This window comes from Sphingobium ummariense RL-3 (assembly GCF_000447205.1).
GTDB lineage: Bacteria > Pseudomonadota > Alphaproteobacteria > Sphingomonadales > Sphingomonadaceae > Sphingobium > Sphingobium ummariense.
The window spans coordinates 1-19,971 of the sequence record NZ_AUWY01000113.1 but is presented as its reverse complement, the minus strand read 5'-3'; the positions used below and the strand labels follow the sequence as shown (position 1 = coordinate 19,971).

At 58.7% G+C, this 19,971-nt stretch carries 16 protein-coding genes; 2 read left to right on the top strand and 14 right to left on the bottom strand.

Annotation, left to right across the window (positions count from 1 at the left end; genetic code table 11):
- Positions 1-8: 8 nt before the first annotated feature.
- Positions 9-1,943, top strand: a complete 1,935-nt coding sequence (locus M529_RS41520; protein ID WP_086458014.1) for a polysaccharide biosynthesis protein — start codon at positions 9-11, stop codon at positions 1,941-1,943.
- A 24-nt stretch (positions 1,944-1,967) separates the two neighbouring features.
- The gene (locus tag M529_RS41515) at positions 1,968-3,002 is read left to right on the top strand and encodes an NAD-dependent epimerase/dehydratase family protein (RefSeq protein WP_031295254.1); all 1,035 of its coding nucleotides are present in this window, start codon (positions 1,968-1,970) and stop codon (positions 3,000-3,002) included.
- 153 nt (positions 3,003-3,155) lie between these two features.
- On the opposite strand, the gene M529_RS41510 is transcribed toward M529_RS41515, so the two are convergent.
- From M529_RS41510 to istA, 14 genes are all read right to left on the bottom strand, one after another.
- Positions 3,156-3,794 (bottom strand): acyltransferase, encoded by a 639-nt coding sequence (locus M529_RS41510; protein ID WP_021319137.1) that lies wholly within the window; start codon positions 3,792-3,794, stop codon positions 3,156-3,158.
- Positions 3,795-3,940: 146 nt separating this feature from the next.
- The gene (locus M529_RS41505) at positions 3,941-5,053 is read right to left on the bottom strand and encodes a glycosyltransferase (RefSeq protein WP_084491237.1); all 1,113 of its coding nucleotides are present in this window, start codon (positions 5,051-5,053) and stop codon (positions 3,941-3,943) included.
- Positions 5,005-6,138, bottom strand: a complete 1,134-nt coding sequence (locus M529_RS41500; RefSeq protein WP_021319135.1) for a glycosyltransferase family 4 protein — start codon at positions 6,136-6,138, stop codon at positions 5,005-5,007. Before M529_RS41500 ends, M529_RS41505 begins: the two co-directional genes overlap by 49 nt.
- A 3-nt stretch (positions 6,139-6,141) precedes the next feature.
- On the bottom strand, positions 6,142-7,209 hold the full coding sequence (locus tag M529_RS41495; protein WP_133058545.1) for a hypothetical protein: 1,068 nt from the start codon (positions 7,207-7,209) through the stop codon (positions 6,142-6,144).
- A gap of 10 nt (positions 7,210-7,219) precedes the next feature.
- Positions 7,220-8,227, bottom strand: coding sequence for a hypothetical protein (locus tag M529_RS41490; RefSeq protein WP_021319133.1), 1,008 nt, complete (start codon positions 8,225-8,227; stop codon positions 7,220-7,222).
- Positions 8,228-8,231: 4 nt separating this feature from the next.
- The gene (locus tag M529_RS47835) at positions 8,232-9,629 is read right to left on the bottom strand and encodes a glycosyltransferase family 2 protein (RefSeq protein WP_021319132.1); all 1,398 of its coding nucleotides are present in this window, start codon (positions 9,627-9,629) and stop codon (positions 8,232-8,234) included.
- Positions 9,630-9,712: 83 nt separating this feature from the next.
- Complete coding sequence (locus M529_RS48550) at positions 9,713-11,419, bottom strand: N-acetylneuraminate synthase family protein (protein WP_021319131.1); 1,707 nt, start codon at positions 11,417-11,419, stop codon at positions 9,713-9,715.
- A complete protein-coding gene (locus M529_RS50355) occupies positions 11,416-11,985 on the bottom strand; it encodes an acyltransferase (RefSeq protein ID WP_021319130.1) in 570 nt (189 codons plus the stop codon). Before M529_RS50355 ends, M529_RS48550 begins: the two co-directional genes overlap by 4 nt.
- Before the next feature lie 66 nt (positions 11,986-12,051).
- The gene (locus tag M529_RS41485; protein ID WP_021319129.1) at positions 12,052-13,941 is read right to left on the bottom strand and encodes an ABC transporter ATP-binding protein; all 1,890 of its coding nucleotides are present in this window, start codon (positions 13,939-13,941) and stop codon (positions 12,052-12,054) included.
- Entirely contained in the window at positions 13,928-15,211 is a 1,284-nt protein-coding gene (tviB, locus tag M529_RS41480; RefSeq protein WP_021319128.1) for a Vi polysaccharide biosynthesis UDP-N-acetylglucosamine C-6 dehydrogenase TviB, read from the bottom strand. Before tviB ends, M529_RS41485 begins: the two co-directional genes overlap by 14 nt.
- Positions 15,212-15,283: 72 nt before the next feature.
- The gene (locus M529_RS48545; protein WP_084491235.1) at positions 15,284-15,670 is read right to left on the bottom strand and encodes a MarR family EPS-associated transcriptional regulator; all 387 of its coding nucleotides are present in this window, start codon (positions 15,668-15,670) and stop codon (positions 15,284-15,286) included.
- Positions 15,671-15,807: 137 nt separating this feature from the next.
- Entirely contained in the window at positions 15,808-17,460 is a 1,653-nt protein-coding gene (gene asnB, locus M529_RS41470; protein ID WP_269078884.1) for an asparagine synthase (glutamine-hydrolyzing), read from the bottom strand.
- Between the two features lie 133 nt (positions 17,461-17,593).
- Positions 17,594-18,361 carry an IS21-like element ISSsp5 family helper ATPase IstB gene (gene istB, locus M529_RS41465; RefSeq protein WP_007686288.1) on the bottom strand — a complete coding sequence of 256 codons (768 nt, stop codon included), beginning with the start codon at positions 18,359-18,361 and terminating at the stop codon, positions 17,594-17,596.
- Positions 18,358-19,851, bottom strand: coding sequence for an IS21 family transposase (istA, locus tag M529_RS41460; protein WP_031294232.1), 1,494 nt, complete (start codon positions 19,849-19,851; stop codon positions 18,358-18,360). Before istA ends, istB begins: the two co-directional genes overlap by 4 nt.
- Positions 19,852-19,971: the final 120 nt, after the last annotated feature.

Below are 19,971 nucleotides of genomic sequence, written 5' to 3'. Positions count from 1 at the left end.
CAAGGCAAATGACGAGGGAAACGCAAAGCGCCCTTCTTAACGCGCTCGAGGCATTAACCAGTCTGCCACGCTCGGCGCGTAAATGGATGGTCTTCGGCTTCGATTGCCTGCTCTGCCTGATCGCTGCCTGGGTCGCCTTGGCTCTGCGGCTAGGTGAATGGCCACATGATCTGCACGCACTCCTGATCCTAACTGCGACGACGCTTTTATTCTGGACCATTATCGCCTGGCCAACCGGACTTTATCGCAACCTTATACGCTTTTCAGGCGCCCGCGCATCGGGCAGGCTGTTCTACGCCTGCGCGATGCTCGGAATTCCGCTGACGATCATCTTCGGTTTCATCCAGATAGACGGCGTGCCCCGCACGATTGCCGTCCTGCATCCGATCATCTTCTTCCTGTTGATGCTTTTTATGCGCCTCAGCCTGCGCTTCGTTGTGAGCGACTATCTCCATCTTGCGCGTGGCAGGACCGAGGAGCGACGGCGGCTGCTCATCTATGGCGCGGGGCGGGGCGGGCAGCAGCTTGCCAATTCGCTGCGGCAGGAGCCACATCTCCTGCTTGTAGGCTATATCGACGATGATGAGCGCCTCAGCAATCAGCAGCTTGATGGTATTACCGTCTGGCATTCCTCCATCCTCGACAGCGTCCTGGAAGAGCGGCGGGTGAACGAGGTTGTCTTGGCGATCCCGAGCGCATTGCGCGTACGTCGGCGCGAGATCGTGGAGGCGCTGCAGGCCCGCAAGATCCGCGTGCGCATGTTGCCAGGCATCGGCCAACTGATCGACGGCCATTTCGCCGTTAATGACATTCGCGACGTCCAGGTCGAGGATTTGCTTGGCCGCGATGCAGTCGCACCAAATGAATTGCTGATGGGCCGATCGCTTTTGAGCAAAAACGTACTTGTGACGGGCGCGGGCGGCTCGATCGGCAGCGAACTGTGCCGCCAGATCATTCACTCGCGGCCGAAGCGGCTGATCCTCGTCGAGCAGTCGGAATATTTCCTCTACGCGATCGAGAGCGAATTGCGCAGATTGGCGCTCGCCGAAGGTTGCGAGCTCGAGCTGATCCCCGAGCTGGCTGACGTCGCTGATAAGGATTCCGTCTTCCGCATCTTCCGCCGTTGGCAACCCGAAACCGTCTATCACGCCGCCGCTTACAAGCATGTGCCTTTGGTCGAGAGCAATCCGATCGCGGGCATGCGCAATAATATCTTTAGCACCCTCTATTGCGCACTCGCCGCCGAGGCGGTGGGCGTCCGGCGCTTCATACTGGTCAGCACCGACAAGGCAGTGCGCCCGACCAATGTCATGGGCGCGTCCAAACGGGTCTGCGAACTGATCCTGCAGGCGCGCGCGCAGGAGCAGGACAAAACGCTCTTCACCATGGTCCGCTTCGGCAATGTGCTGGGATCGAGCGGCTCGGTCGTGCCCCTGTTCAAGCAGCAGATTGCCGCCGGTGGCCCGGTGACGATCACGCACAAGGATGTTACCCGCTATTTCATGACTATTCCTGAAGCTTCGCAACTTGTGATCCAGGCTGGCGGCATGGCCGAGGGCGGCGAGGTCTTCGTCCTAGACATGGGCCAGCCGGTGCTGATCCGAGATCTGGCCGAGACGATGGTCCGATTGTCTGGCCTGACGGTGCGCGATGCGGCGACGCCGGAGGGCGACGTCGAGATTATCGAGGTAGGATTGCGCCCTGGCGAGAAGCTGTATGAAGAGCTTCTGATCGGCGACAATCCGGCGCCGACAGTGCATTCGCGGATCATGCAGGCGCGCGAAGCGGTGCACCCATGGAATTCCTTGTCGGATATTTTGGAAGGTCTGGCTGATCGTCTCAGGCAGGGTGATGTCTCGCAAGCGCTCTCCATCCTCCACAAGTTAGTCCCGGAATATCATCGTCCAACTCACAAAGCTGCCGCCCCAAATTTATCCATCTAAACATAGACAACGGATCTATTCTCAATGCCAGATAGCACGGCTAACCTAAAGCGCATTTTCGTCACCGGCACAGCTGGGTTTATCGGTTTTCATCTTTCCAGGCTTCTGCTTGCCGAAGGATTTGTCGTTGCTGGTTATGACGGAATGACCGACTACTATGACGTCAATCTTAAGCGCTCTCGGCATGCGGATCTGAGTGAAAATGCAAATTTCACCGCGACCGAGGGCATGCTCGAAGACCAAGCGCTGCTCGATGACACCATCGACGCCTTCAAGCCCGACGTCATCGTCCACCTCGCCGCCCAGGCGGGCGTGCGCTACAGCCTCGAAAATCCGCGCGCCTATCTCGACAGCAATGTCATCGGCACGTTCAACGTCATGGAAGCGGCGCGGCGCAACGCGGTGCAGCATCTGCTGATGGCCTCGACCTCCTCGGTCTATGGCGCGAATGAAGACATGCCCTTCATCGAGACCGAAAAGGCCGATACGCAGCTCACCATCTATGCCGCAACGAAGAAGGCCAATGAATCGATGGCGCATGCCTATGCGCATCTTTATACCCTTCCCACGACGATGTTCCGCTTCTTCACGGTCTATGGTCCGTGGGGTCGCCCCGATCTTGCGCTTTACAAGTTCGTCGGTGCGATGCTCGATGGCCGTCCGATCGACATCTACAATAATGGCGACATGTATCGCGACTTTACCTATGTCGACGATCTTGTCCGTGCGATCCGCCTGCTGATCGACGCAGCGCCCGAGCGGCCGGCATCGCGCGCCGACATCGTGGCCGGAGACTCTCTCAGCCCCGTCGCGCCGTTCCGCATCGTCAATATCGGCAACAACGACAAGGTGCGCCTGCTCGACTTCATCGATGCGATCGAGGCGAGCCTGGGAATGAAGGCGATCCGCAACTACATGCCGATGCAGACGGGCGACGTGCCCGCCACCTGGGCCGATGCCTCGCTGCTCGAGCGGTTGACCGGCTATCGTCCGGCGACTGATTTCCGGGACGGCATCGCCAGTTTCGTCGCCTGGTTTCGTGAATATTCGGGGAAATAATGCTGGGTAGTCGAGCAAGGGCAAGCCTATGTCGGCCTCTGCCCTTCTCGCGTCCGACATAATATTTGCTTCGTCGACGTGCTGAAGCTCACAAGAAGGCAGTTCGGCGAAACAACCGATGCTTTACGGAAGCAGAACCGACCTGAAGTGGTATCACACGCGCGAGCTGCTGATCGGCTTTGCCGGCACACCGGCAACAATCATACCTGGTTCGACATCCTCGGTTACAACTGCATTGCTGCCCACGATAGCATTGGCACCAACATTTCGACCGGGCATGATGACGACATGAGCCGCCAGCCAAGCGCCTTGACCAAGCGATACTGGGCCATGATCATAGCCTTGATCCTTGATCGCAGCCCCACTGTTGGCAAAGCGATGCATGCTCGACTGTAGGTAGACAAATCCCGAAATCAGCGATTTTTCACCGACATCGATGCAATCACCGCCATTCAGCACCGAATACAGGCCAATGCGGGCGCCGGCCCCGATACGGACAACCGATTCATTCGCGGCAAGAATACGAACACCACGATCAATGCGGACATCGTCTTCGATGACGAGGCGCGCCTTGCCATGGACCCGCAACTCCACGCCGCTACGGAACTCAACATTATCGCCGATATCAAGTTGGGCACCCGGATCAATCAAGCACCGCGGCAGGCTATCACAGCGAAAATTAGACCCGATCCGCACATTGCTCGCACCATAGAGCAGCCGGAACAAACGGGCGAAGGTTGATGGCGCGCCACTGCGGAGCCATGATTGCATTGTGCGCGCCAACATCTTCATCTGCGATCCTTCGGGGTGCCGCGCAATCCTAGACCATGGCTGGCTTTGCGGCAAAGCAGGACCTCCCCATGTTCATGGGTATCCAAGGTGCGCCTATATCCTCCGCTCACGCCAGCATCAGCTAGCCATGCGGGCATGGGTCATGATCAAGGCGCCCTGCTGTTTGTGATCTGGCGGTAAACCATTTCATGCATTCGCGTCGTTGCAGCGATGGAGTGGTGATCGTCGATATAGCGCCGTAGCCGTCGTCCGGCGGCCAGCGCTGCCGTTGGGTCCGCGATCATGCGGACCAACGCACTGCCGAATGTCTCGGCGGCGGCGATCGTGCCGCGGTCGACACCCAGAATCCGTGCATTGGCACCCACGGGTGTCGCGACAACCGGCATTGCTTCGCTACCGGCTTCCAGCATCGCCATCGGCATACCCTCGAACTTTGACGGCATGACTAAGATGTCAGCCTTACGCATTACCGTCCGCACGTCACGGGTCAGACCCTTCAATTGTACCCGGTAACCCAGGTTAAGTTGCGCAATCAGGTCACGCATCTCTGTTTCCAGCGGGCCTTCTCCATAGAAATCCAGCTTCAGGTGCGGATTGTCGATCGCCGCCATGATATGAATGAGACCAAGCGGATCCTTCTGGTCTGCCAGACGCCCGATGGAGACGAGTTGCACTGGCCCGCCTGGCTCCCAAGGGGTACGGACCGGCTCAGCCAGCGGGACATCCACTCCATTGGGAATCACCACCACATTGTCTGTGTTCAGCGGCGGATGCTGACCTTCCACAAACACGATATCCGCCGCGCGACGACCACGCAGCGCGCGCACGATTGCGGACCGCAGCGGTGGGAAAGCCAGTTCGTTGCAATGGCTGGTAAAGCACAAGGCAGGCAGCTGGCGGATGCCGGTGGTGGCAATGGCGGCAGCGGCCAGTGAGTGAAACATGTGCGCGTGGATCACATCGGGCACTGTTTGCCGCACATGGCGTCGTAGGGCCAAAAGCGACGCAGGCGCACCCACGCCACGCATATCGAACACATCGACCGACCGGCCCTGATGACCATAGACATCAAGTGCCCGTTGGTCATCCAGCAGGATCGCAAGCCGGACATCGAAGGCGTCCGGGTTGAACCGAGGCATCATTTCGAGAACCAGACGTTCCGCCCCGCCAGGACCCAGGCTGGTTAGGATTTGCAATATCTTAAGGCGCCTCACACATGTTCCCCTTGCACCGGTGCGATTTCGAGCGCGATGTCCCATTGAGCAAGTATGGCGTCCATCGAGAAACGCCGGCTAACGCCGCGCGCGGCATCGGCAAGTGCCTGCCTTTGCCGATCGTCCGTCATCAGCATGATCAGCGCCTGCGCCAGCTTATCCGGATCGGGTGAACGACCCAGCAGCAGGCCGTTTTCGCCCGTAACGATCATGTCCGCCGGACCGGTGTCGCAATCGAAACTGACGACTGCGCAACCATGCGCCATCGCCTCAAGCAGCGTATTCGGAAACCCTTCGTAATAAGATGTCAAAGTGAATATCTGTGCCCGCTGATACCAATCCGCAATATTCCCCGCCGCGCCGAGCAAATGCACCCGACCGATCATGTCCACGGCTGCGATCCGCTGTTCCAGGGCGGGGCGCTCCGGCCCCTCGCCGACGATCGCCAACTGCCAGTTGGACTGTCGGTCGCACGCGCTAGCAAAGGCGTCGATCAACACATCGAAGCCTTTCTCAGGCACTAGTCTCCCGGCTGCGAGAATCAACCGCGTTTCCGCGTCCAGCAGCACGGCAGGGTCGAGCGCGGGACGGTTTGTCGGCAGCGGCAGGACGACAGGGTTCGCGATTGCCATTCCTCGAGCTGTCGGTATGGCTCGCGTGACCCATTCCAATCCCCGGCGGGTTTGTATGACCACGCGCTCCGCATAGGGATAGAGCAGTTGTCGGGCCTTGCCAAAAAAGCGCGAACCGCCTTCAGCAGGCGGATAGTTGCGTTCGCTGACGATCACTTTGATGCCAAGGCCCAGGGATGCAGCGATGGCGAACAGGTTGGCATCTGTGACGAACGCTACGACGCGATCGGCCTGTCGGGCCTTGATCAGGCGGCGCAGTGCGAACACGCGGCATATTTGCCTCGCGATCCGTCCGCCCCATCGAAATTTAACGAGATCGGCAAGATACACGACCTCCACGCCGGCCGGAATGTTATAATAGCTGGCGGACCCCCCGCCTGAATAGGTCACCACGAGCGTGATCGTCCAGCCACGCGCCTGCCATTCCCGGATCAAATTCACCGCGACCCGCTGAGCGCCTCCCATGTCCAGACTGCTGATGGCAAAGACCAGCCGCATATATTAGCGCTCCACCATCGGCACGATCTGGACGCTCGAACCTAATACTTCCTCTATCCACCTTATGCTGGAGGAAGGGTAGGCGACAATAATCGCAGGGATTTCTTCCTGTTCCAGAAAATCGACCTCGAGACTATATTTCGGATAGCTGAAATATAGTCGCCGTTCTCGAACACCGCATTCTATCATGCTGCCATAGGCGGCATCAAGCTTCGCACGGTTGCGGTCCGTGGGATGAAAGCGATATTCAATGGCTGCTGCGTCTCTTGGCAGGCCTGCGGCTTCCTGTGCATCGAGTGCGCGTTGAATATAGGCGTCAATATGCTTGAGCAGCGGAATCCCGAGGATCATGACACTCGGCCGCACCCTCTTCTCGCCTAGCAGCAGCCGACAGTTGGCGTAGCTGTTGGAGAGCACGGGATATCGGCAATCTGCCGATATCTGATCATGATAGCAGGTAAAAAAGGGCGTGGCATCCGTCGCGCGGCGAATTGCCAGGTGTCGCAACACGGCGGGCATCAGCGGCCGTTGCTTGTGCAGAGCCCTGCGGATCAAAGCGACCGCTCCGCCACTTTCAAAGGCGGGGCATAATCCATAGTGCAGGGTTGAAAATCCACCGTCCATCAGAACAAGGAAGGCTCCGCGGGGCATGGCTGCCACATAGAGACATTTGGTGCGCCATGCATCCAGCAGGACCAAGTCATATTGCTGCTGACGCGCTTTGAATGCCAACCTACCAAAAGAAAAAAACCAGTAGAAGTAGGCGAGCGGGAGAAGCGCTGCTTTTATGGACAGGATGAGTGCGCGGGGCCAATGGCGCTTGGTATTCAGATAAGCCGCGCAATAGGCGTAAAGGTCCGGATCGGCCACCCTGGTCAGCGGAATCCGGCGTTGCTGGCATATTTCCTGCACAGCCACTGCATTGGCATGAGTACCGATTACAATAGCGTGAATCTCGGCCTCTGGACAATGGGCGGCCACATATTCGGTCGCATTTATCAGGTCATAGGGCTTTTGCAGCAGACACAAGACGCGTCGGTTTGTGCCATTATTATGTGCGGATATTGGCATGGTGGCTGGATCAGAAATTCGGCTGCACATACAGCGAGATGGCCGTGCACAGCCCCAGCGCGACAAGCGCTCGGTTGTTATCACGGCACATCAAGGCCGCAAAGATGATGAATGGCATCACATAGGTCTGCATACGTAAAAAGTCGAAGGTAAAAGGCAGCACGATAGCGATGGAAATAGTGGCAAACAGCATGAAGCTACCGATCGGCCCGCGAGTCTTTGGATATAGCAGCCATGCCATGAAAATCATGGCGGATGAGGCCAGAAACCTTTTTATAATATCGGCTTCATAAGTAATGTAACCAGCAATTCGATCTTCCGGAAAGAGAACTTCTTGATAATAGGTCAGCAAGGCCCAGCTGGCGATCATGACGACAATCACGATCCGATCGTACCAGATTTCTGCATAGCCAGATGCCCCATCTGACTGCCGTTCCTTTCGAAAAAAGATCATACGTAGCAACACCACTGCGGCAAACGGCGCATATGTCATGTGCAGCATCACGCCAAGCAGCATCAATATGCCAGCAACCGGCAAGGAAGATGCGAACAAGGCGTGCAGGACGAAGGCGTTTGCCGCCCCCTGCCGGATCACCTGTGTATAATTAAACCCCATCAGGGGAAGGATCAGGAGAAGCAGGAAAGCGGCGATCCTGTACCAATGTGCCTTGGACCGGAACCCAAGGTAGAGATAAGACGCGCAGGTAAAAGCGCCTATGATGATGAACGGATCAGACTGCGGAAACTGTTCGACGAGGGTGCGGACCAACCATGCGAACAGCGACGGGTCGCGATGGGCGTCATAGGCGCCGGTTTGCAAGTTCAGCCGATATTGAAACGCATCCTGCTGATCGATGACGACCAGAAAACTGGCAAGTACATAGCCGACACCTACGGAAAATAACGCAAGAAGAAGCCGCTTCACGACGCTGGCTTGCGGCAGCCGACCAAAAGGGGGGAGGACAGAGGCTTGCCTGACCATGGGCAAACGGATGTCGTGCTGCGTTAGGGTCATCATGCTATCACAGGGAAAAGGCGGAAACGGCATCCGCCTTCAGCTGGATCGAATCCTTGCCCGACATTTCGATATAGGCGATATTTTCGCCCAACAGGCTGCCCATGCCGATCACCTCATGCCACAGCGCGAGTATCGCGCCGTTGAACCGATACAGGCGTTCGCGGACATAGGATAGCTCATCCAGTCGTCCTGGATTGAGCAGCCGCAAGCCTTGCTGGCCATGCGTAAAAACCGGCTCGCGCTCCTGATGCACCGAAACTACTGAATCGCATTCGGTCAGCCGCAGAACACTTAGCGCCTTGTCGACATGCTCGGCGCGGCGATTGAAGGCATGAATGCTGAGGAACGCCAGACAATCCGGTGCACTGTCATACACCCCGCGATGTCCGGCGGCAGCTTCCGACAGGATTTCGCGTAACGGCACGGCGCTTTCGACAGCGACGGTCTGGCGCAATTGCCGGCGGTGGGGCGGGACCCGTCCGTCACGTTCCAACTGTTCGGCAAAAGTGAGCACCCGTTCGCTGTCCGACGTAACGACCGTGTCAGTGACCCGTGTCGCGCCCGTCGCAGAAAGGATGGCCCGTTCCAGCAGGCTCTGCCCGTCAACCTCGTGATACGGCACGCCGGGGAAATCGGGGTAGGATTCGCGCGCACCGATCACTGCCAGGCAACTTGGCTTGTAACTTCCCTCCAGCGTATCGCACAGCCGCGACAGGATTTTCGACCGCGCGGCCAGCAGGCGCTGCGAGTTACGGCTCAGCGACGTTGAATGTTGCCGGTAGTAGAAGACAGGCGTGTCGAGATTGGCGGCCTTGACCCGACGCCGCAGTTTGAACCAAAGTTCCCACCCGTCCTGGGCATTGATATCCTCCGAATAGCCGCCGACAGCCTTAAGCGCACGGGCGCGCACCATGGTGCAGGCGCCGTGCGGCGGCAATTGACCCGACTGTTCTTCGGCATTGATATCATAGCCGCGTTCGACACCCAGAATTTGGCCGTCAGCGTCGGTATAATAATAATTACCATAGACCAGACCGAGTTTATCGTCCGATTCCAGCTTCGCCACCATGACGAGCAGGGCGCTTTCATCCAGCCAGTCGTCAGCGTCGAGGCGGACCAGATATTTGCCGTTCGCCGTTTCAAGTGCACGGTTGGCGATCCACTGCAGGCCGCGCGGTTGAACGTTGTGGACCAGCCTGATGCGGCGCGGATCGGCGCGACGCAAGGATTCTGCTATTTCAAGTGTATCATCATCGGACGCTTCGTCGAAGATGATCATTTCCCAGTTGGCATAGAGCTGGCGCTGCACGCTTTCTACCGCCTGGCACAAAAACCGGCCATAATTGCGGCACGGGACATAAACGGTCACCAGTGGGCCGGAACCTACGAAACTGTCAGCCATGCCGCCGCCGTCCTCCCCTGCACGATGCCGAATCGGTCATGCGTGGTCCGCATAGGCCATTAGCTATGGCTAATTCGGACGCTTCATTCATAGTCTGCACCAGATACAATCGCGCGAAACGGTTCGAAAGCATGGAGCGCCGTCGCGCCGACGATCCGATCAAAATCGCGCGCGTCGGTGCCATGAGCCGGACGCAGCACGCACAGATCATCGGCCGTGATCGTCGCGCCGGCCGCTACGGGGCGGCAGGCATAGGCGGCGCGCCGGAACGATGTGGTATGCCCGGTCGACACTTCGCTCGGTTGGGGGACCTTCACACCCCGCCCGCGCAGGGCGATGATCTGAGCGATATCATCTTTGAGGGCACGTACTTCATCGGCGGTCAGCGACACCAGATGGTCACGGAATGTCTGCCCCTCCCGACCAAGTGTGAAATGAAATTCCAGCGCCTCAGCGCCCATCGCCGTGGCGGCGCGCAGTGCCATCATGCCGGTGGTGTGGTCCGAATAGCCGATCGAAAGTCCCGTCATCGCCCGCAGCGTGTCCATGACGCACAGATTCGCATCGCTATCGGGAATGGGATACATGGATGTGCACTGCATCAGGCACAGCCATTCCGGCTGCCGATAACGGTCATCGACAGACTGAATGAACGCCACCGTCTGCAGGATCTCGTCCAGCGTGGCGAGGCCTGTCGACAGCAGGATCGGCTTACCGCGTTGGGCAAAGTTACGCAGCAAGGGCCATGCGGTCAGATCTCCAGAACCGATCTTGTAGAAATCCATATAGGGGTCGATCCATTCCAAGCTTTCCAGATCCCATACGGATGAAACATAACCGACACCCGCCGCGCGGCACATTTCAGCGAGCGCGATATGTTGGTCCGGCGTCAGTTCAAAACGTTTAAAATGGGCGTGGCGGTCCGGACTTTCGACCGGACTAACTAGCGCCGTCCCGGTATAGATTTGGAATTTGACGACATCGGCACCTGATGCGATGGCCGCTTGCGCCAGCGCTTTGGCAGCCTCGAAATCCCCCTCATGATTGCCCCCGATTTCCGCGATCAACATCGGACCAGCAGCACCGCGCCATGGCGATACGACGGATTGGCGCCGTGCCAGTCGGGCAATATCGGACATGTCCAGCCGCGCCACATCGGGACCGGCAGCGTCCAGTACGGCGCTGATACGATCCAGATCGTCCGCATCGTCCAGCGCAAGGTCCAGCCCGGTCGCAGCCGGACAGCGAAGGTTGCGGTAAAGATAACGATTGCCGATGTCCGGATTATCGTACAGCCAGGACGTCACATGCTCACGATGGCCCATGTCGCTGACCGCCGCCATCTGGTCCCGGTAAAACGCCGTGCGGACGACTTCGACGCTCATACCGTAGGGAAAGGTACGACCGGGCACATTTGTCACCAGATCGAAGACGCCTGTATCTGCAATCGCCGTCATTTCTGCCAGGGTGCGCTGATCGACGAACACATTGTCGCCGTTGATCCGGACGGCATAATCCCAACCATTTTTTTCAGCGCACTCCAGAAAGCGCCCCGCGACATCGTCGAGACTGCCACGGAAACAGGCCACGCCCGCGCGTCGGCAATAATCCGCGATCGGATCGTCGCTCGCCTCGTCCGATGTCGCAACGACCACGGGCCTGTCGGGAACAGCCTTGTTAATACGATCAAGGATCAGGCCGAGCACGGTACGCCCGCCAAGTTCCCTCAAAATCTTGCCTGGCAGCCGCTGCGAATTGTAACGACACAGAATGATGATACCGGTCTTCATGAGCGTCGCCCAATCTCTCTTGCGGGAATTCCACCGTAAATCGCTCCGGACGGCACCGTGCCGCGGACAACCGACCCGGCTGCAATGATCGCCCCTGAACCTATGGTGCTGCCGGACAGGATGACCGCCTTTGCGCCGATCCAGACATCGTCACCGATGCTGATCGGGCGTGTGACATTGGGTTGACGGTTCATGTTGGTCCCGGCCGCAATGCCATGGTCGCTGTCGACAATATAGACGAAGGGCGCGATCATGCAGTCATCGCCAATATCGATCCGTTCCGATGCATAGACAAAGGTATGAAAACCGATCGTCGTGCGCATCCCCACCGACACGATGGCCGTAGGGCGGCAGGGGCATAGGTGCGCGTCCGATTTGATGATCGCTTCCGCGCCGATGCGGATATTGCCCGGATAGCGCAGCAACTGCGCGCGCGGGAAAATCACGGACCCCGATCCCAGATGCGCCCCGCGCGCGCTATGCCACAGGGAACGCAGGCGCGACGGCAGCGCAGCCGGCAGATGCGCCCGTAGCTGGCGATTGGTGGCCTGTCCGGTCTTGATCATCTGCCTTTCCCCGATGGTGCCGGCCGGACCGGGCCACGCAGCGACACCAAGCCGGATTTTATGCGGTCAGCCAGCATGTTGCGCTAGTTGCCTGAAATGAGGACTGGTTTCCACCAGTTCGTCATAGGTTCCTTGCGCGCAAAGACGTCCCTTTTCCAGCATGTAGATGGTTTCGCACGAACGCACAGTAGACAGTCGATGTGCAATGATGATGGCGGTGATGGAAGCACCCAGATTATAAATGGCGTTCATCACCGTCTGTTCGGTCTGATTGTCAAGCGCGCTGGTGGCTTCGTCCAGAATGAGCACTTGCGGATCGCGGTAGAGCGCCCGGGCGATGCCGATCCGCTGACGCTGCCCACCTGACAAGCGTACTCCGCGTTCACCCACCATCGTGTCGTAACCGTCTGGCATGTCCGCCATAACGAAGGCATCGAGATCGGCGATGGTCGCGCATTGGATTGCTCTGTCACGATCCACATCGTCCGGATGCTCGCCAAGAGCGATGTTGCCGATCAGACTGGTGTCGGCAAGGAAGATGTCCTGCTGCACATAGCCCAGCGTTTGTTGCCAGGCGCGGCAATTATTGTGATTCACCGCCGCATCGTCGACCATGATCTGGCCGTCTGTCGGGTGGAGCAATCCGAGCAGAAGATCAACCAGAGTGGTCTTGCCACAACCAGTACTGCCGACCAGACCGATCTTGGCGCCAACGGGGATGTCCAGGCTGATGTCAGTCAAGGCGTTGCGGGCGGCGCCGGGATAGCGATAATGAATATGATCGAGCCTGATCCGCCGGGTTACTGGCAGGCGCTGCGGAGCGGCAGTCGGCATTTCGGCCAGCCGCTGGCGTTCCTGCATGTCGGAGTAGACTTCGTCTAACGCGGCAACACCGAACCGCATGTTGGCGATGGAACTGTAAATATTCTGCGCTGCCGGCAGCAGGCGCAGACCGGCAAAGGCATAAATGCCCAGCACCGGCAGCACCTGCCCTAGTCCAGTGCCGGATCCACCGCCGCTGGTGATCAAAAGGATCAGCGCCAAGGCGATCACCCCGCCAAAGCCAATCGCTTCTATGAGGAATTTCGGCAGTTGCGCGACGGTGGTGTTGATGGCCTGCGTTTTCGACTGACGGATAGACGGTGTCTGGAAACGGTTGAGATAGGCGCTTTCCCGCCCCAGCAATTTGATGGCCTTGATGCCGCCCAATGCCTCGCTCGCCGCAGAATAGCGTTCGCGGTTAGCGGCCACCCGCTCCCGACCGACGCGTCCCAGAACCCGACGGACGGCCATGAAGATCGCAGCATAGGAGCCGCCAATGATGACTAGCGCGCTCACTGCAACGGCAAAATCGAGCACGAGCAGGAAAATGATGATGCAGATGGCAACCACGCCATAAGAGACCATCTGGATCAGCGGGCGGACGAAATTCTGCGTGATCTGGTCCACCTCCGACAGGATGCTCTTGGCAAGGTCGGAACTATTGCTCTGAATGAAAAATTCATATGGCTGGCGGAGATAGGTTTCGAGAAGGCGCTCACTCAGGCTGTGGCGCATCATCTCTGTGTAGTCATTGAGAAAATAGTTGGTGACAACCCGAAAGGCCGCCGAGAAGAGCACAACGATAAATGACGCGACGCCGAGTTGGATAAGAAAGCTGTTCATGTCCGGGCGGCCGAGTTGGTCGTACAGCGCGGCCAACCAGGGATTAGAACCGACCAGCATCGTGTCGCCGAGCACGGCGAGGAAGGGCATGATGGATGCTACGCCCAACGTTTCGAGGATCGCCATGATCGCAGCCATACCAAGCAGCAGCAGGCCGCGCCGCCGTTCCCGCGGCGTCAACAGATCATAGAATCTGGCGGCGGCGCTGCGCGGGCGACCGGCATAGGCCAAACCCGCTCCGCCCCGGACGGAACCGATCGCGCCATTGCCCGGCATGTCAGAGGCGGGCATCGGACAGCTCCGCCGGAAGTATGGACTTCAAGTCATAGATGATGCCACTCGGCGTGGCGAGCGCACGAATATCTTGCGGCGCCATGTCCTGAAACTGCCTATGGGCCACTGCGACAATTACGGCGTCATAGCTACCTGGCTCAGGCTGCGCGATGGTTGATATACCGCATTCGTGACGCGCTTCCTCCGCATCGACCCAAGGGTCGTACACATCCACATCCACGCCATAGCTCTGCAATGTACTGACGATGTCCACGACCCGCGTATTGCGAAGGTCCGGGCAGTTTTCCTTGAACGTCAGCCCCATAACCAGCGCCTTGGCGCCATTCACATGAATACGGCGCTGCAACATGGTCCGCACCATCTGATCGACGACGAACGTGCCCATCTCGTCATTCAGTCGACGACCAGCCAGAATGATCTGAGGATGATAGCCGATCGCTTCAGCCTTGTGAGTCAGATAATATGGGTCGACGCCAATACAGTGCCCCCCGACCAGCCCCGGCTGAAACGACAGGAAATTCCACTTCGTGCCAGCCGCAGCCAGCACTGCCTGCGTGTCTATGCCCATCTTGTTGAAAATGATCGCCAGTTCGTTGACGAGCGCGATGTTGAGATCCCGCTGCGTATTTTCAATCACCTTGGCGGCTTCCGCGACACGGATGCTGCCGGCCTTGTGGGTGCCAGCGACGATGATTCCGCTATAAAGGCTGTCGATCAGATCAGCGGCTTCCGGGGTCGAACCGCTCGTCACCTTGCAGATATTGGGCAATCGGTGCGCCTTGTCGCCCGGGTTGATCCGTTCAGGACTGTAACCGACATAAAAATCCTGATTGAACGTCAGTCCGGATTGCGCCTCAAGGACTGGAACACAATCCTCTTCGGTACAACCGGGATAGACCGTGGACTCATAAATGACGATGTCACCAGACTTCAGAACCTTGCCCACCATTTCAGATGCGCGCAGCAGCGGAGTAAGATCAGGACGCTTATGCGCGTCGATCGGGGTAGGAACCGTGACAATATAGACATTGCAGTCGGCAATATCGTCAAGCTGCGTACTGAACGTCAAATGGCTGGCAGCGTCCAATTCATCGGCATCGACCTCAAGCGTCGCGTCCTGACCTGCACGCAGCGCGTCAATGCGCGCCGTATTGATATCCAAGCCAACGACAGGCCTTTGCCTGCCGAATTCCACCGCCAACGGCAGGCCCACATAGCCAAGGCCGATAACGGCAATTTTGAGATCGGCAAGGTTCCGGATTGTCATTGAAAATGCTCCATCGGACTGGCGTGCAGCCCCTGCGGTTGGTTGCGACCGAAGCGTGGTGGGCGAATATGGTCAATTGTCTGATTGCAGCCGCTCGGATGCAGGCCTGCTGTGGTGGAAAATAGCTTCTTCTTGTTCCAACGCCTCAATTTCAGCCTTTAGGGATTCATATTCCGCGACCCTGCGACGAAGGAAGTTAGCGGCCATCGCGGCTCTTATTGCCAAACCTTCCGGTGTCAAAACATAAATATAGTTTTTCTTGTTACCTGACTTTTGAAAGTTCTCAACTTTGACATGACCTTTGGCGATCAGTCCTTTCAAGCAGTAATTAATCGCTCCAAGGCTGATGCCAGCCGATCGCGCAATCTCTCGTTGCGTGAAATCCGGCCGCTCGCCCACGGCACGCAGAACGCGGAATTCGCTGTCATATCGGTCGTCGCGAGATTTGATATTACCCAATTCATCAGCCTCATGTCCCAGCGCGATCGCTGAACGACGACGATCGTACCTTTATACCGCGTTCAAATTTGAACTACCGGACATGCCGGACGAAAGCAACCTCGTCGACAGCCCCCCGCTTGACGCTGGTACAGCGCTTAACTGATAGCGCGATCACCCAGCCAATGATCCTGCCAAGCCTGAAACATCAGGATCGGCCACAAGCGTTGCATCAGATTCTGGCCATCTTTCAGGTGCGTGGTCCATGCCGCTCGCACCTGCTCGGGATTGAAATAACCCTCGGCGCGGATACGGCGATCATCCAGCAACATTTCCGCCCATTCACGCAGCGGTCCACGCAACCAGGCGTCGATCGGAATGCCGAACCCTGCCTTGGGACGTTCGATCAGCGTCTGCGGGACATGACGATACAGGATTTCGCGCAAAGCCCATTTGCCGGTCCGTCGGCGAATCCGCATGTGCATGGGCAAGCGCCATGCGATCTCGGCCACGCGATGATCCAGAAATGGCGCGCGCGTTTCAAGACTGATGGCCATAGCGGCGCGGTCCACTTTGCACAAAATGTCATTGGGCAGGTACAGCATCGCGTCCGCGAACATCATTCGCGCCGTCGGATCGGCGCATGCCAATGTAGAAATCACGTCATGATCTTCATGCGCCGCGATACCGCTCTGACGCAGTACCAGATCCGGCGTGCGCCATTCGCTGATGAGATGGCGATAAAAATCGTCGAATGTCCGTGCGCCAACTATAGCGTTGGAGACTTTATGAACTTTGTACCCCACATGGCGGGCATCGACGCCACTCAAAAGTCGGTCCCACGCCTCACCCGGCACTCGTTGCACGCTCTTGGCCATCAATTGCCGCAGCGCAAAGGGAACCCGTGACGCCTTGTTCCACAGCGAAGACCCCCATAGATAGCGATTATAACCGCCGAACAATTCGTCGCCGCCATCGCCCGATAGCGCCACGGTCACATGCTGACGCGCGGCGCGACTAACCAGATGGGTCGGGATCTGGGATGAATCCGCAAAGGGTTCGTCATACATGGTCGGCAACGCCGGAATGACGGCTTTTGCATCGGCGTCCGACACGAACAGTTCGTAGTGATCGGTGCCGAGATGATCCGCGACGGCCCGTGCATGGGTCGCTTCGTTATATTCAGCATGTTCGGACCCAACCGTGAAGCTGCGAACGCGCTGGCCGGATTGACGCTGCATCAAAGCAGCGATCAGTGACGAATCGATGCCTCCGCTCAAAAATACGCCTAACGGCACATCGGCCTGCAATTGCAGCGCCACAGCCTCGTTCAGCCCAGCTTCCAACGTGGCCAATGCTTCGGTTTCGTCTGCAAACTGGTTATTGAATCCGGCGGCAAAGCGATCGGGAAGAGACCACCAGCGGCGAATTTCCAGCGTTTCATAGTGGGTTCCGGCGCGCGGCGGAGTGCGCGGCGGCTGCGCGGGCGGGGTGCCCGCCACCGTGAGCAGGCACCCTGGCTCCAGCTTGAAGATACCCTTAAAAATGCTGCGAGGTGCGGGAATCGCCAGATAGCGCATGAGAAGTGCCAGCGCGTCACGGTCGATTTCTCGTGTGAAATTCGGCCAGGCGTCAATCGCCTTCAACTCAGATGCGAACAGGAAAGTCTGTCCGGACCAGCCGAAATAGAGCGGTTTTTCACCAAACCGGTCGCGGGCAAGGTGCAGTTTCTGGCACTGCCGGTCCCAAAGTCCCAGAGCAAACATGCCGACCGCGCGTTGCAGGGCAGCGTCGATACCCCAATGCTCAATGGCAGCCAGCTGTCAACGGCGGAGCAAAAGTCGGCCATTCGGCGGCGTAAAACCAGGCCATCGTGTTACATGCCGGGGGTAGTGGCGTGAGGGCGTAGCCCGAGGGCCACTCCCCCCGGCATTGGTGTAATTTTCAGGGTCTGGTTTTGGCCTTGCGGGCCCGGCTGTGCGCGAGGCGATAGCTTTCGCCGTTCATCTCGAGGATGCTGACGTGATGGGTCAGGCGATCGAGGAGCGCGCCTGTGAGACGCTCAGATCCGAAGGTTTCGGTCCATTCGTCGAAGGGCAGGTTGCTGGTGATGAAGGTGGAGCCGCGTTCGTAACGCTGGGAGATCAGCTCGAACAACAGTTCGGCGCCGGTCTTGGAGAGCGGCACAAAGCCCAGTTCGTCGATGATGAGCAGCTTGTATCCGGCCATCTGCTTCTGGAAGCGCAGAAGACGGCGCTCGTCGCGGGCCTCCATCATTTCGCTGACCAGCGCTGCCGCGGTGGTGAAGCCCACCGACAGTCCTTTCTGGCATGCTGCCAGTCCGAGCCCCAACGCTACGTGCGTCTTTCCGGTGCCTGATGGCCCCAGAGCGATGGCGTTCTCACGCCGCTCGATCCACTCGCAGCGCGCCATCTCGAGCACCTGCATCTTGTTGAGCCTGGGGATGGCGGCGAAGTCGAAGCTGTCGAGGCTTTTGACGGCGGGGAAGCGCGCGGCCTTGATGCGCCGCTCGACCATGCGACGCTCCCTGTCGATCATTTCCATCTCGACGAGGCGGGCGAGGAAGCGGATATGATCGACGCCTTCAGCGGCACATTGCCGCGCGAGCTTGTGATGCTCACGCAGGCACGTAGGCAGCTTGAGCGCCTTGAGATGGTGAGCGAGAAGGATCTCCGGGGCCTGATCGCTCATGCGGCCTCCTGCCGGTCGGAGAGCAGGCTCAGATAGGCTCTGGCAAAGGTCTTCTCGACCGTGGTGCGTGGCAGGAAGGGATAGACGTCCAGGTCCAGCCTGGGCGGTACGCGTTCGATCCGGCACAGGACGAGGTGCTTGACGGCATCGAAGCCGATGGCGCCAAGATCGATGGCCTGTTCGACCGCCGCCTGGAGATCGGCGAGGGTGAACGTTTCCAGCAGGCGCAGTACCTGCACATATTCGCGCTTGCCATGTTTGTGCATGCGCCCTTCCATCAACCGCTGCAGTGTCGTGAACGCTTCGGGCAGGTCCCAGCCCTGCAAAGGCGCAGCCTGGTCGAATGCGTTGATCTTCTGCTCGATCAGCGGGAGATAATGGAGCGGGTCGAAGGCAACCTCCTCGCGGGCATAGCAACGAGGATGACGGGCGATGACTTCGCTGCGGCAGCCGATCACCACCTCATCGACATAGGCCCTGATCCAGACCTCCTGATGGCCCCAGGCCACCGGAACCGAATAATCGTTGGTCCTGTAGCGCACCAGGGATTGCGAGGAGACCCGCCCGCCTTTCTGATCGCAGGCCTCGAAGGGTGTAGCGGGCAGAGGCTGCATGGCGGCAAGATCGCGCTGCAGCCGCTCACCGATCGTCTCGCTCTGCCCGCGCACCTTGTCCTGCTGGCGCTCGCGGCATTGCTCCTCCAGCCACAGGTTGAACGCCTCCCAGGTCGGGAACTTCGGGATCGGCACCATGAAGTTGCGCCGGCAATAGCCTACCAGCCCCTCCACATTGCCCTTCTCGTTCCCCTTGCCCGGGCGAGCATAGCGGTCGCGGATCACGTAATGTGACAGGAAAGCGCTGAACAATGTTGCACGCTGCCGCGTGCCGTCGGGCAGGATCTTCGCCACAAGGCAGCGATCGTTGTCATAGACGATCGAGCGCGGTACCGCGCCGAAAAACGCGAAGGCATGCACGTGTCCGTCCACCCAGGCCTCCGCCACCGCCGCCGGATAGGCCCGCACATAGCAGGCATCACTGTGCGGCAGATCGAGCGCGAAGAAGTAGGCCTTCTGCTCCACCCCGCCGATCTCCACCAGCGCTTCCCCGAAATCGGCCTGCGCATCTCCCGCAGGGTGCGCCAGCGGCACGAACATCTCCCGGCTGCGCTGTTCGCGCTCCCGGATGTAATCCTTGATGATCGTATAGCCGCCGGTGAAACCATGCTCGGTGCGCAAACGGTCGAATACCCGCTTCGCCGTATGGCGTTGCTTGCGCGGGACACTGCGGTCACCCTCAAGCCATCCATCAATGATCGCCACAAACCCGTCCAGCTTCGGGCGCTGCGGTACGGACTGGCGCCGGTAACCCGGCGGCGATGAAAACGACAGCATCTTGCGTACCGTATCGCGCGACACATTGAAACGCTTCGCCGCCGCCCGTTGGCTCATGCCATCCGCGCAAGCCAGACGGACCTGAAGATAAAGTTCCACGCTGTAGATCCCCACACCTCCCTGACTCGGCAGAAAGGCTTCAAGGTGGACGACTTTTACGCCGCCCGCAGCAGGACTATCCCGCCGCTACCGTGGTCGAATATTGCTCCGCCGTTCTCA

Bases quoted from the DNA above. Each gene is read 5' to 3' on its own strand.
- M529_RS41500 (WP_021319135.1), bottom strand. From the start codon at position 6,138: ATGCGGCTGGTCTTTGCCATCAGCAGTCTGGACATGGGAGGCGCTCAG.
- M529_RS47835 (WP_021319132.1), bottom strand. From the start codon at position 9,629: ATGGCTGACAGTTTCGTAGGTTCCGGCCCACTGGTGACCGTTTATGTC.
- M529_RS48550 (WP_021319131.1), bottom strand. From the start codon at position 11,419: ATGAAGACCGGTATCATCATTCTGTGTCGTTACAATTCGCAGCGGCTG.
- M529_RS41520 (WP_086458014.1), top strand. From the start codon at position 9: ATGACGAGGGAAACGCAAAGCGCCCTTCTTAACGCGCTCGAGGCATTA.
- M529_RS41510 (WP_021319137.1), bottom strand. From the start codon at position 3,794: ATGAAGATGTTGGCGCGCACAATGCAATCATGGCTCCGCAGTGGCGCG.
- M529_RS41515 (WP_031295254.1), top strand. From the start codon at position 1,968: ATGCCAGATAGCACGGCTAACCTAAAGCGCATTTTCGTCACCGGCACA.
- tviB (WP_021319128.1), bottom strand. From the start codon at position 15,211: ATGACAATCCGGAACCTTGCCGATCTCAAAATTGCCGTTATCGGCCTT.
- M529_RS41495 (WP_133058545.1), bottom strand. From the start codon at position 7,209: ATGCCAATATCCGCACATAATAATGGCACAAACCGACGCGTCTTGTGT.
- istB (WP_007686288.1), bottom strand. From the start codon at position 18,361: ATGAGCGATCAGGCCCCGGAGATCCTTCTCGCTCACCATCTCAAGGCG.
- M529_RS41490 (WP_021319133.1), bottom strand. From the start codon at position 8,227: ATGATGACCCTAACGCAGCACGACATCCGTTTGCCCATGGTCAGGCAA.
- M529_RS41505 (WP_084491237.1), bottom strand. From the start codon at position 5,053: ATGGGACATCGCGCTCGAAATCGCACCGGTGCAAGGGGAACATGTGTG.
- M529_RS41485 (WP_021319129.1), bottom strand. From the start codon at position 13,941: ATGCCCGCCTCTGACATGCCGGGCAATGGCGCGATCGGTTCCGTCCGG.
- M529_RS50355 (WP_021319130.1), bottom strand. From the start codon at position 11,985: ATGATCAAGACCGGACAGGCCACCAATCGCCAGCTACGGGCGCATCTG.